Origin of the sequence: Campylobacter sp. BCW_6468 (assembly GCF_001762865.1) — a bacterium.
In the GTDB taxonomy this organism is placed as follows: domain Bacteria; phylum Campylobacterota; class Campylobacteria; order Campylobacterales; family Campylobacteraceae; genus Campylobacter_D; species Campylobacter_D jejuni.
Genome location: NZ_MJXQ01000031.1, coordinates 1 through 13,215 on the forward strand (window position 1 = coordinate 1; position 13,215 = coordinate 13,215).

Below are 13,215 nucleotides of genomic sequence, written 5' to 3' on the forward strand. Positions count from 1 at the left end.
ATATAAATACTTACACAAATATTTATACTATTTAATCCTTTGTTTAATCCCCTTTTAAGTTTAATTGGTTATACTTTCATTTCCTTTTTTTGAAAAAAGGACTTAAAATCTTTTAAATTATAAAGTTTCACTAGCTTAGTAGATTTTATAAATTAACTCTTTTGGTTTTTGTCTTATAAACTAAAAGCTTTTTTATAAATCTTGTTTTTTAATTTAAAAACTTTTCTTTTAAAAATGATTTTTTGTTTTGTTCTTTTAACTTAGTATTGTTATTCAAATCTTATTAGTCAATCTTTGAAATCTAAATAAGTGATCGATTGAGCCAGAAAGATTTAGGCATAAGTAATTATGTAAAATCTATTCAATCTAATAATTAAAAAGATTAAAAGTTTTTCTTTTAATCTTTCATAACTTTTTCTTTGAAGAAAAAGATTAAACTATCTATAATTTTTATGGAGAGTTTGATCCTGGCTCAGAGTGAACGCTGGCGGCGTGCCTAATACATGCAAGTCGAACGATGAAGCTTCTAGCTTGCTAGAAGTGGATTAGTGGCGCACGGGTGAGTAAGGTATAGTTAATCTGCCCTACACAAGAGGACAACAGTTGGAAACGACTGCTAATACTCTATACTCCTGCTTAACACAAGTTGAGTAGGGAAAGTTTTTCGGTGTAGGATGAGACTATATAGTATCAGCTAGTTGGTAAGGTAATGGCTTACCAAGGCTATGACGCTTAACTGGTCTGAGAGGATGATCAGTCACACTGGAACTGAGACACGGTCCAGACTCCTACGGGAGGCAGCAGTAGGGAATATTGCGCAATGGGGGAAACCCTGACGCAGCAACGCCGCGTGGAGGATGACACTTTTCGGAGCGTAAACTCCTTTTCTTAGGGAAGAATTCTGACGGTACCTAAGGAATAAGCACCGGCTAACTCCGTGCCAGCAGCCGCGGTAATACGGAGGGTGCAAGCGTTACTCGGAATCACTGGGCGTAAAGGGCGCGTAGGCGGATTATCAAGTCTCTTGTGAAATCTAATGGCTTAACCATTAAACTGCTTGGGAAACTGATAGTCTAGAGTGAGGGAGAGGCAGATGGAATTGGTGGTGTAGGGGTAAAATCCGTAGATATCACCAAGAATACCCATTGCGAAGGCGATCTGCTGGAACTCAACTGACGCTAAGGCGCGAAAGCGTGGGGAGCAAACAGGATTAGATACCCTGGTAGTCCACGCCCTAAACGATGTACACTAGTTGTTGGGGTGCTAGTCATCTCAGTAATGCAGCTAACGCATTAAGTGTACCGCCTGGGGAGTACGGTCGCAAGATTAAAACTCAAAGGAATAGACGGGGACCCGCACAAGCGGTGGAGCATGTGGTTTAATTCGAAGATACGCGAAGAACCTTACCTGGGCTTGATATCCTAAGAACCTTTTAGAGATAAGAGGGTGCTAGCTTGCTAGAACTTAGAGACAGGTGCTGCACGGCTGTCGTCAGCTCGTGTCGTGAGATGTTGGGTTAAGTCCCGCAACGAGCGCAACCCACGTATTTAGTTGCTAACGGTTCGGCCGAGCACTCTAAATAGACTGCCTTCGTAAGGAGGAGGAAGGTGTGGACGACGTCAAGTCATCATGGCCCTTATGCCCAGGGCGACACACGTGCTACAATGGCATATACAATGAGACGCAATACCGCGAGGTGGAGCAAATCTATAAAATATGTCCCAGTTCGGATTGTTCTCTGCAACTCGAGAGCATGAAGCCGGAATCGCTAGTAATCGTAGATCAGCCATGCTACGGTGAATACGTTCCCGGGTCTTGTACTCACCGCCCGTCACACCATGGGAGTTGATTTCACTCGAAGCCGGAATACTAAACTAGTTACCGTCCACAGTGGAATCAGCGACTGGGGTGAAGTCGTAACAAGGTAACCGTAGGAGAACCTGCGGTTGGATCACCTCCTTTCTAGAGTACAAAGTAATAAGTCTCACAACTATTACTTCAATATATAAACTCAATTGATTCTTGTTTAGATTTCAAAGATTGATGATAAAGCTAATTGTTTATGGGGAATTAGCTCAGCTGGGAGAGCGCCTGCTTTGCACGCAGGAGGTCAGCGGTTCGATCCCGCTATTCTCCACCATTTATTAAGGGCCTATAGCTCAGCTGGTTAGAGTGCACCCCTGATAAGGGTGAGGTCACAAGTTCAAGTCTTGTTAGGCCCACCATAAAAAAGATTTGAATAAAGAAGCTTTAAAATCTAAAGCAAGTATATAAAATAGATTAAATATAAAATATAAACTCTATACTTAGATTTATTTTTTATCTTTAACTATAAAAGAATATACTTTAATAGATATAAGTAGCATATACATTATGCATTTATATTTATAATGATTATGTTAATATATATACTTCCTTTAGGTTTTAAACCTAAATGTTCTTTTTAATTATCATTGTTAAGAGTCACAAGCAAGTTTTAATAAAAACAATTTTACAGGACTTGTTAAAGGATAAAACCTATTTATCTTTTCTTTAGTTTAACTTACTTTTAGCTGTCTTCTCTTCTATGAATAAAGAGAATATTAGATTTAAGGATTATAAATTAAAGACAAGTTTCAAACTCACTGCTTAGTTGAGACTAAATCATTTAGTTTTATATTAAGTGTTTGAATGCTTTCCGTCTTAAGATAAAGAAGTCTTATCATAAAAACTTTAACAAGGAAGTGATGCGTTTTAGAATCAATAATAAAAGGTAAAAAAGGTAAGCTACTAAGAGCGAATGGTGGATGCCTTGACTGGTAAAGGCGATGAAGGACGTACTAGACTGCGATAAGCTACGGGGAGCTGTCAAGAAGCTTTGATCCGTAGATTTCCGAATGGGGCAACCCAATGTATAGAGATATACATTACCTATATAGGAGCGAACGAGGGGAATTGAAACATCTTAGTACCCTCAGGAAAAGAAATCAATAGAGATTGCGTCAGTAGCGGCGAGCGAAAGCGCAAGAGGGCAAACCCAGTGCTTGCACTGGGGGTTGTAGGACTGCAATGTGCAAGAGGTAAGTTTAGCAGAACATTCTGGAAAGTATAACCATAGAGGGTGATAGTCCCGTATGCGAAAAACAAACCTTAGCTAGCAGTATCCTGAGTAGGGCGGGACACGAGGAATCCTGTCTGAATCCGGGTCGACCACGATCCAACCCTAAATACTAATACCAGATCGATAGTGCACAAGTACCGTGAGGGAAAGGTGAAAAGAACTGAGGTGATCAGAGTGAAATAGAACCTGAAACCATTTGCTTACAATCATTCAGAGCCCTATGTAGCAATACAGGGTGATGGACTGCCTTTTGCATAATGAGCCTGCGAGTTGTGGTGTCTGGCAAGGTTAAGCAAACGCGAAGCCGTAGCGAAAGCGAGTCTGAATAGGGCGCTTAGTCAGATGCTGCAGACCCGAAACGAAGTGATCTATCCATGAGCAAGTTGAAGCTAGTGTAAGAACTAGTGGAGGACTGAACCCATAGGCGTTGAAAAGCCCCGGGATGACTTGTGGATAGGGGTGAAAGGCCAATCAAACTTCGTGATAGCTGGTTCTCTCCGAAATATATTTAGGTATAGCGTTGTGTCGTAATATAAGGGGGTAGAGCACTGAATGGGCTAGGGCATACACCAATGTACCAAACCCTATCAAACTCCGAATACCTTATATGTAATCACAGCAGTCAGGCGGCGAGTGATAAAATCCGTCGTCAAGAGGGAAACAACCCAGACTACCAGCTAAGGTCCCTAAATCTTACTTAAGTGGAAAACGATGTGAAGTTACTTAAACAACCAGGAGGTTGGCTTAGAAGCAGCCATCCTTTAAAGAAAGCGTAATAGCTCACTGGTCTAGTGATTTTGCGCGGAAAATATAACGGGGCTAAAGTAAGTACCGAAGCTGTAGACTTAGTTTACTAAGTGGTAGGAGAGCGTTCTATTTGCGTCGAAGGTATACCGGTAAGGAGTGCTGGAGCGAATAGAAGTGAGCATGCAGGCATGAGTAGCGATAATTAATGTGAGAATCATTAACGCCGTAAACCCAAGGTTTCCTACGCGATGCTCGTCATCGTAGGGTTAGTCGGGTCCTAAGTCGAGTCCGAAAGGGGTAGACGATGGCAAATTGGTTAATATTCCAATACCAACATTAGTGTGCGATGGAAGGACGCTTAGGGCTAAGGGGGCTAGCGGATGGAAGTGCTAGTCTAAGGTCGTAGGAGGTTGTACAGGCAAATCCGTATAACAATACTCCGAGAACTGAAAGGCTTTTTGAAGTCTTCGGATGGATAGAAGAACCCCTGATGCCGTCGAGCCAAGAAAAGTTTCTAAGTTTAGCTAATGTTGCCCGTACCGTAAACCGACACAGGTGGGTGGGATGAGTATTCTAAGGCGCGTGGAAGAACTCTCTTTAAGGAACTCTGCAAAATAGCACCGTATCTTCGGTATAAGGTGTGGTTAGCTTTGTATTAGGATTTACTCCGAAAGCAAGGAAACTTACAACAAAGAGTCCCTCCCGACTGTTTACCAAAAACACAGCACTCTGCTAACTCGTAAGAGGATGTATAGGGTGTGACGCCTGCCCGGTGCTCGAAGGTTAATTGATGGGGTTAGCATTAGCGAAGCTCTTGATCGAAGCCCGAGTAAACGGCGGCCGTAACTATAACGGTCCTAAGGTAGCGAAATTCCTTGTCGGTTAAATACCGACCTGCATGAATGGCGTAACGAGATGGGAGCTGTCTCAAAGAGGGATCCAGTGAAATTGTAGTGGAGGTGAAAATTCCTCCTACCCGCGGCAAGACGGAAAGACCCCGTGGACCTTTACTACAGCTTGACACTGCTACTTGGATAAGAATGTGCAGGATAGGTGGGAGGCTTTGAGTATATGACGCCAGTTGTATATGAGCCATTGTTGAGATACCACTCTTTCTTATTTGGGTAGCTAACCAGCTTGAGTTATCCTCAAGTGGGACAATGTCTGGTGGGTAGTTTGACTGGGGCGGTCGCCTCCCAAATAATAACGGAGGCTTACAAAGGTTGGCTCAGAACGGTTGGAAATCGTTCGTAGAGTATAAAGGTATAAGCCAGCTTAACTGCAAGACATACAAGTCAAGCAGAGACGAAAGTCGGTCTTAGTGATCCGGTGGTTCTGTGTGGAAGGGCCATCGCTCAAAGGATAAAAGGTACCCCGGGGATAACAGGCTGATCTCCCCCAAGAGCTCACATCGACGGGGAGGTTTGGCACCTCGATGTCGGCTCATCGCATCCTGGGGCTGGAGCAGGTCCCAAGGGTATGGCTGTTCGCCATTTAAAGCGGTACGCGAGCTGGGTTCAGAACGTCGTGAGACAGTTCGGTCCCTATCTGCCGTGGGCGTAAGAAGATTGAAGAGATTTGACCCTAGTACGAGAGGACCGGGTTGAACAAACCACTGGTGTAGCTGTTGTTCTGCCAAGAGCATCGCAGCGTAGCTAAGTTTGGAAAGGATAAACGCTGAAAGCATCTAAGCGTGAAGCCAACTCTAAGATGAATCTTCTCTAAGCTCTCTAGAAGACTACTAGTTTGATAGGCTGGGTGTGTAATGGATGAAAGTCCTTTAGCTGACCAGTACTAATAGAGCGTTTGGCTTATCTTTAATAAAGCATCACTTCCTTGTTAAGGTTTTTAAGAAGACTTTGAATATAGATAATATTTAGAGTTTAATAGAAATCTTTCAAGTAAAGTTTGTATTAGAACTTGCTCTTAACATTGTTTTTTAAGTATTCTATATAAAAACTTATCAAAGATAAAAGATAAGAAAAGAAGAAAGAGAATAAAAGATTAAGTTTTATTCTTAAATTCAATTTTTCAAAGAATATTTAAATAACAATGTCCGTGATTATACAGATGTGGAAACGCCTTGCTCCATCCCGAACCAAGAAGCTAAGCACATCGTGGGTGATGATACTACGCCTTACTGGCAGGGGGAAAGTAGCTCATTGCGGACTTGTTAATTCTGCTTTATCTTATTCTTATAGATTTAAAATCTTAGTTTTTATATGTCAATCGTTGTTTTTATATTTAATTATTTTTTATGTTTATAGGTTTAATTAGCTTGGGTTGATTTAATTTGTAGTTTTATATTTAAATTGATTTGTTGTGTTGTCAGCTTAGCTATGGTTGTTGATTGGCTTGGGTTAATTTAATGGTTGTTTGAGTTGTTTAGTTTATATGTTTTTATATCTCAATTATTCTTTTTATTTATTGAATCTTTTGTATCAATAATTAATCTTTATGTTTACTTGTATAGGTTTATTTATTCAATCTATTTTTATGTGTCAATTGTTCTTTATATGTCTAGTTTATATTTTATTATGTAGGTTGGGTTTGTTCAATAATTGGGTTGGATTTTTAATCACTCAAGTTTATTTTATAGTGTTTATTGAGGTTTATGGGTTGGGGTTGTTATACACTTCTTGGTTGGGTTAGGGGTTAATGTTGGGTTAGGGTGGATAGACTATGATTGTTTATTCTTGTTGGCGAGAATGAATGTTATACTTGAGATAAATTTTTTATCATCGATGGTCTTGCTATTTAATTGATGTTTGTAAAAAAGTGTGTGTAATTTATGGCTTGTTTGGGTTTGGGTGGGATTAGCTTGGTTAATTTATGGTTTTTTATTGTTAATCTTATAAATTAAATTTATTAGTTTAATCAATTAAATTAATTATGCTTGCTTGATTTATTGCTTTATGGGTCGGTTGAGATTGTTTTTGTCTGAGTGATTGAGATTTATTGTTTGCTTGTTCTTTACAAATACTTTTATTTTATAGTGTTTATTGAGGTTTTATGGGTTGGGGGTTGTTTATGATGAAATAAATATTGCTGTAAATACATGCAAGGGTTTAAGTGTTGTCTAAAAAAAGATTGCTTGCTTTAAATTTATCTTTTTTTATTCAATAAAACTCTCACTTCTTAAGTGGGAGATGAATTGCTTACAGTGTTAGTTGTATGGCTCTAGTTAGGTATTTGACATAATCAGTAATTTTTTATAGAATACCTATGCGGAATAATGCTAGAAACTCTTAAAAAATATGTAGAAAATCAAGGCATAGAAGATAATTACCCTAAGAAAAAATATATAACCAAAAAGAAAAAAAGCCCTAATGGAACAAAGCAATGCAAATAACCAAAGGTTTTAAATATAGAATTCTACCTAAACAAAGAACAACAAAAGCTTATTAATCATCAATGTTTCATCTATATCAAGCCTATAATATTTGTTTAAATTTACAGCAAGAGCAGTGGGATAAAAATAAGAATTTAGATAAAAAAGATAGAAGTTATTTAAAGGCAAGTAAGATAGATAATCAATAAAACTAGCCTTATAAAAGCAAGAGAATTAAGCTATAAAAGTGTTGTAACCCAACAAGCAAGGATTAATCTTCTCGTGCCTTAGAGCAAGCAATTAGAGATAAAAACAAAGGCTTTCCCAAATTTAAAAACTCTAAATTTGCAAAGCAAAGCTTTAATTGGAATAATCAAGCCTACAAAATCAAAGATAGTGATACTACTAAGTTTAAGATATTTAGACTTATGAATACATTTTTTAAAATGCGTTATCACAGAGATTTACCAAATACTTATAAGTTTAATCAAATCACTATTATCAAAAATCACAATAAATACTATTTAGCTTTTAGTATCATTTATGATGAATCAAATGTTTCTTTAATATCTAGCAAAGATTTTGATATTAAAAAAGCAGTTGACATTGATTTAAATATCAATGAGATTACCTTAAGCAGTGGAGAGTTAATAGCTACTAACTCAAAGCTACTTAGTAGAGCTAAATATGATTTAGCATTTAAAAGATTACAAAGAAAACAAAGCAAGAGAATATTAAAAATAAAAAAGGAGAAAATAAAGTTAAGCCATAATTTCAAAAAAACACAATTAAAATTAAATAAAATCTATGAAAAAAGTTCAAATATCAAAAAGGATAGTTATCACAAGATAACTTCAAAACTCATACAAGAATTTGACTTGCTAGCAGTTGAAGATTTGCAAATTAAGAATATGTCTAAAAGAGCTAAATTAAAGAATATAAAAGCTAAAAGTGGTTTAAATAAATCTATTCTTAATATTTCATTCTATCAATTCTCTCAATATCTAGAGTATAAAGCAAAGCATAATGGCCAATTCTTTATAAAAGTCAATCCACAATATACAAGCAAAACTTGTAGTGTATGTGGAAATATCAAAAAAAATCTTATGTTGAAAGATAGAGTGTATCTTTGTGAAAAATGTGGCAATACTTTACATAGAGATATTAATGCTGCAAATAATATCTTAAAGCGTGGATTAAAGTCGTTTGGGTTAGGAATTAGCCTTGAGGACTATAAACTCAAAGCCTTTCGAATTAGCTAATACTAGTTAGCTTTAGCTAGGAAGCTTCTACTTCTAAGCGTTAGCAAAGCTGGAGTGATTTGCATTAAAAATAGAGTATATTGTGAAAGATTTAGCTTAATTTATATACCAATGGTATTTTTATATGAAAAGTTTTTTCATATTGTGGAAATTTTTTAGAAGCTATGCGTATAGTTTCTAAAGCACTTTTATTTAGAAAATCATATTTTGAAGGTTTAAGTATTTTTAAATTTTCTAATTTCTTTTCTTTCGTCCAAGTAAATTCTACAAGAACTTCCCCACTCATACGCATTTTTCTAGCTTGTCTAGGGTAAATTAAGGCTTCATCTATTGCTGATTTTATTTCTTTTAAAAGCTCGCTATTGCTAGTTAAAGATACGCTTTGATGAGAGTTGGTTTGCGGGGTTTGTTGCTGCACGATCGGTTGTTGCGAGCTTGTATCTTTTTTGGGTTGACTTATTGTTTTAGGGTTTATTGAGGGAATTGCCTTTTTAGGTTTGGTGATAGGTTTTTCTTTTCTTGTTTTTGTTTTTTTGATTATTTCTCGTACAGATTCTTCGGGTTGTATGCTAGAAGGTTCTTGTATAGTTTGTATTGGCTGTGTCGGTTTTATATCGGAGGAATTTTGTACAAAATGTTTTATCGCTATATTAAATTTATTTTCTTTAATAGTGTCATTGGGTTGTATGTGTAAAAAATTTTTATAATAAAGAAAAACAAAAAATAAAGGTGTAAAAACAAATAAAGTGATAAGAGAAGATTGATTTTTATGATTGCTTATAAATGCTTTCATTTTTACTCCATTTATGATTTTAATTTCTATTTTTTGTTTAATAAAAACTATAGAGAAAATAGCAATAAAATACCCAAAGTATACTCTATATATATAGGTATTTTTATTTTTCTACTTATTTCTTTAAAAAGCTTATTTTTCAAGAATTATAGCAAGAAAAAATAAATTTTTAATTAATACTAATTATCACAATTGATACAAAATTTATCTTAAATTAATAATTATTATCATAATATTTTGATTTCTAAATCAATATTTAACAAAAGGAGAAAAATGAAAAAAATATGTCTATCAGTTTGTGCCATTGGCCTTTTGGCTTCTAATGCTATATCGCAAAATGTAGAGCTAGACAGTTCGATCATTAGTGCTTCTGGATTTGCTCAAGATATTAAAGAAGCTCCTGCTACCATCAATGTTATCACTAAAAAAGAATTGCAAAGTAAGCCTTATAGAGATATTGCAGAAGCTATTGCAGACATCCCAGGTGTTGATTTATATGCTAGCAAGGGAAAAACAGGTTCTTATAATATCACTATGAGGGGTATTACTGGATATACTTTGGTTTTGATTGATGGGCGTCGTCAGGGTATTGGCGGAGAGGTGGGCCCTAATGGTTTTAATGAAATTCAAATTCTTTCTTACCTCCGATTTCTAGTATAGAAAGGATAGAAGTTATAAAAGGTCCTATGAGTACTTTATATGGCTCTGAAGCTTTAGGTGGGGTGGTAAATATCATTACCAAAAAAGTGAGTGATAAATGGGAAACTTCTGTAAGTTTGGATGCTCTTTTAAATGAAAATAAAGACTGGGGCAATACTTATGGAGCAAGTATTTATTCTAGTGGTCCTTTGATGAATGATAAATTAGGTCTAACGCTTCGTTTTAGAGAATTTTACAGACAGCAATCTAATGTTGAATTTACAAATGGAAGTGGACAAAGAGTTCCAGGAGATCAAGCTCAAAGTCCTACAAAGGCAAATAATTTTAACATAGGAACAAGAATTAGTTATTTAGCTAATGATTATAATACCTTTATATTTGATATAGATTTTTCAAGAAATCATTATGATAATAAAAAAGGTCAATTAGGAACTATTACAAAACCAGGTGATAAAGGTAGCTTAATAGGTGGTTATACTGATATAATGGAAGTTGATAAATTTGTGACTTATTTAAGTCATGAGGGTGTTTATGAAAACTTTTCTATCACTTCTGGTTTGCAGTATAATAGAGTAAGCAATAACGGCCGTGAAGTCGTAGGACAAGCCACGCAGCCGTTTTTGGGAGAAAATAGGGATATAGTCGCAGAAGATATTATCTTAGATACTAAGTCTGTTATTCCTCTAGGACAAAGTCATATTTTAAGCGTAGGCGGTGAATATAGGCTTGAAAAAATGCAAGATAAAATAGCTAATCCTACTAATTTTGATCAGTATTTATTGGCAATATTTGCAGAGGATGAGTATAGTATAAAAGATGATTTAAGATTTACTTTTGGAGCAAGATATAATCATCATGAAATTTTTGGAAATAATATTTCGCCAAGAGCTTATTTGGTTTATAATCCTACCGATGAACTTACTTTAAAAGGCGGTGTATCTACGGGTTTTAGGACTCCTTATGCAAATCGTTTGATAAATGGAGCTTATAATTATAGTGGTCAAGGTAGATTCCCTATATATGGAAATCCTGATTTAAAAGAAGAGACATCTTTAAATTATGAAATAGCAGCTATTTATAATAATGATTTATTTTATGTTTCAGCAACAGGTTTTTTAACAAATTTTAAAGATAAAATTTCAACCCAAAGATATGATAAAGGCAATATGATTCCAGGAATTGGTACTTGTAATGCTGATAGATGTTTTAGAGCGATCAATCATGGTAAGGTTGAGTACAAAGGTGTAGAGCTTGGAGCAGGGATAAGCCCTCTTGATAATTTAAATGTAAATTTTGCTTATACTTATCTTGATAGTGAGGTTAAAGAAGCACAAGATAAAAGTGTGATAGGTAAACCTGAGCAGGATAGTTTAAAACATAATATTATGTTGAAAACTGAATACAGCTTCTATAATAAAATTACCCCTTGGATAAAAGGCGAATGGCAAATAGATCGCTATATGGGTGATACTAATATAAATAGGGAATATTATAAGGATATCTTTTTAGCTTCTATGGGTGTGCGTTATGATATCAATAAGCAATGGAGTATCAACGCAGCTATTTATAATCTTTTTAACAAAAGTTTTACAGATGGTTGGGAATCTTATCAAAATAGCGGTACTACTACTTGGGTCAATACTTACAATCGCATAGAAGAAGGAAGAAGAATATATATTTCCATTAATGGTAGTTTTTAAGCTTTGATAGAAAAGCCAAAGAGCTTGTAAAGGCTTCTTTGGTTTTTTGTTTATAGCATCTTGTGCTTTTAAAAAAGTTAAATTATCGAATCTATTTAAAATTTCTTATCTAATTATCACTCTGTTTACCAATCTTGAAATATATCCTATCCTTATAAAAAAGTAACTAATAAAACTTTAGTTATATAGACTAAATAAAATTAAGTATATTTTTTTATATTTATACTTGACAAAATAACACTCAATGTTGTATAATACTTCTAGCAATCAAAAAATAGAGTGCTAGCTTTAAAGGAAAACATGATGAAAAGTCGAGATAAAAAGGATTTGATTTTAGAGTCTATTATCCAAACTTATCTTTTGGATAATGCACCTATTGGTTCTAATGAATTAAATTCAAACCTTTGTATACCTGCTTCGACTATACGCGTTTATCTTAAAAGACTTAGCGATGAGGGTTTGATCACTCAGCTTCATATAAGTAGTGGTAGAATTCCTACTATTTTAACGATGCAAAATTATTGGCAAAGTTTTTGGGAAAAAGAACAAGATAAAAATATCCATATCAAAAACGAAAGCTTTTTGAAAGAGTTAAGTAAAGAATTTGAAATTTATTGTCTTGTTTATGGAGGTAGAAGTTTAGTACTTAAAGAAGTACTTGATCTAAATGCTAAGTTTATAGTACTTGATTTTAAAGAAGAAGAGCTCGTTTTAAAATATGAAAAAGAAGCGTGGAATTTTTTACAAAGTCTTATAGGGCTTGATCTTTCTAGTATAGAAAAAATAGCTTTGAGAGTTCATTTTATAGATCTTGTAGAAAAAATAGCTAGCTTAAGACAAAATTTGATTTGCTATAGAAGCAATGAAGAAAGAGCTTATCAAATTTATCAAAATGATGAATTTGTTAAGCTCTTAGATTGTCAAATTCACCGTCATTTTAAAGAAAGTCTTGAATTTGAACCTTTATTTAAAGAAGGTTTTATGGGGCTTAAGGTGGATGCGCAGTTTTTGGGCGAAGATGTAAATATTATCTTAGCAGGTAGTGTTTATACGGATTATAAAAAGATATTACAATACATAAAGGAGGCGGCGTGAGCGAGCAAAAGCAAGAATTTGAAAACGAAAACGCAGAAAATTCTGAACATTTGCAAGATGAGAATTTGCAAAATATCGAAGATGTTGAGCAAAACAAATTGCAAAAAGACTATGATGAATTAAAAGACAAATATATGCGTGCAAACGCTGAATTTGAAAATATTAAAAAAAGAATGGAAAAAGAAAAGTTAAGCGCTATGGCTTATGCAAATGAAAGCTTTGCTAAGGATTTGCTCGATGTTTTAGATGCTTTAGAAGCTGCTGTTAATGTCGAATGCCAAGATGAAATTAGCTTAAAAATCAAAGAAGGAGTGCAAAATACTTTAGATTTATTTCTTAAAAAACTTGAAAAACATGGGGTGGCTCTTATCAAAGATGAAAAAGAGTTTGATCCTAATTTACACGAAGCAATGTTTCATGTAGATAGTGAAAACCATCAAAGTGGTGAAGTGGTTCAAGTGCTTCAAAAAGGTTATAAAATAGCCGATCGCGTGATCCGCCCAACCAAAGTTAGTGTAGCAAAATAA

At 35.1% G+C, this 13,215-nt stretch carries 5 protein-coding genes, 2 tRNA genes, 3 rRNA genes and 2 pseudogenes; 11 read left to right on the forward strand and 1 reads right to left on the reverse strand.

The genetic code is table 11. The annotated features are described in order from the left end of the window. The first annotated feature begins 449 nt into the window (after window positions 1-449). The 8 genes and pseudogenes from AJ889_RS04300 to AJ889_RS04335 all read left to right on the forward strand — a co-directional run bounded on the left by AJ889_RS04300 (window position 450) and on the right by AJ889_RS04335 (window position 8,440). Window positions 450-1,962 (forward strand): 16S ribosomal RNA (locus AJ889_RS04300). A 102-nt stretch (window positions 1,963-2,064) separates the two neighbouring features. After that, window positions 2,065-2,140 (forward strand) — tRNA-Ala (locus tag AJ889_RS04305). Between the two features lie 8 nt (window positions 2,141-2,148). Continuing rightward, window positions 2,149-2,225: transfer RNA gene (locus tag AJ889_RS04310), tRNA-Ile, on the forward strand. A gap of 534 nt (window positions 2,226-2,759) precedes the next feature. Further along, window positions 2,760-5,666: ribosomal RNA gene (locus AJ889_RS04315) — 23S ribosomal RNA — on the forward strand. A 235-nt stretch (window positions 5,667-5,901) separates the two neighbouring features. Further along, window positions 5,902-6,018, forward strand: a 5S ribosomal RNA gene (rrf, locus tag AJ889_RS04320). Together the 16S, 23S and 5S rRNA genes with 2 tRNA genes alongside form the textbook arrangement of a ribosomal RNA operon. 1,064 nt (window positions 6,019-7,082) lie before the next feature. Beyond that, window positions 7,083-7,177, forward strand: a pseudogene (locus AJ889_RS09180) (hypothetical protein). A gap of 84 nt (window positions 7,178-7,261) precedes the next feature. Further along, complete coding sequence (locus AJ889_RS09645) at window positions 7,262-7,387, forward strand: hypothetical protein (protein ID WP_002852480.1); 126 nt, start codon at window positions 7,262-7,264, stop codon at window positions 7,385-7,387. A 90-nt stretch (window positions 7,388-7,477) separates the two neighbouring features. Next, window positions 7,478-8,440, forward strand: coding sequence for a transposase (locus AJ889_RS04335; RefSeq protein ID WP_228589099.1), 963 nt, complete (start codon window positions 7,478-7,480; stop codon window positions 8,438-8,440). Between the two features lie 91 nt (window positions 8,441-8,531). Here the strand turns inward: AJ889_RS04335 and AJ889_RS04340 are convergent, their stop codons facing one another. Next, entirely contained in the window at window positions 8,532-9,233 is a 702-nt protein-coding gene (locus tag AJ889_RS04340; RefSeq protein ID WP_002868519.1) for an energy transducer TonB, read from the reverse strand. 273 nt (window positions 9,234-9,506) lie between these two features. On the opposite strand from AJ889_RS04340, the pseudogene AJ889_RS04345 reads away from it, so the two are divergent. The 3 genes and pseudogenes from AJ889_RS04345 (at window position 9,507) to grpE (ending at window position 13,215) form a co-directional block, all read left to right on the forward strand. Continuing rightward, window positions 9,507-11,593 (forward strand): annotated as a pseudogene (locus tag AJ889_RS04345) (TonB-dependent receptor domain-containing protein). Window positions 11,594-11,893: 300 nt separating this feature from the next. Then, the gene (locus tag AJ889_RS04350) at window positions 11,894-12,688 is read left to right on the forward strand and encodes an HrcA family transcriptional regulator (protein ID WP_072215643.1); all 795 of its coding nucleotides are present in this window, start codon (window positions 11,894-11,896) and stop codon (window positions 12,686-12,688) included. After that, on the forward strand, window positions 12,685-13,215 hold the full coding sequence (gene grpE, locus AJ889_RS04355; RefSeq protein ID WP_002780052.1) for a nucleotide exchange factor GrpE: 531 nt from the start codon (window positions 12,685-12,687) through the stop codon (window positions 13,213-13,215). The genes AJ889_RS04350 and grpE overlap by 4 nt, the downstream gene beginning before the upstream one ends.

Excerpts from the sequence above, each read along its gene's own strand:
- AJ889_RS04340 (WP_002868519.1), bottom strand. The coding sequence starts at position 9,233 with ATGAAAGCATTTATAAGCAATCATAAAAATCAATCTTCTCTTATCACT.
- AJ889_RS04350 (WP_072215643.1), top strand. The coding sequence starts at position 11,894 with ATGATGAAAAGTCGAGATAAAAAGGATTTGATTTTAGAGTCTATTATC.
- AJ889_RS09645 (WP_002852480.1), top strand. The coding sequence starts at position 7,262 with ATGTTTCATCTATATCAAGCCTATAATATTTGTTTAAATTTACAGCAA.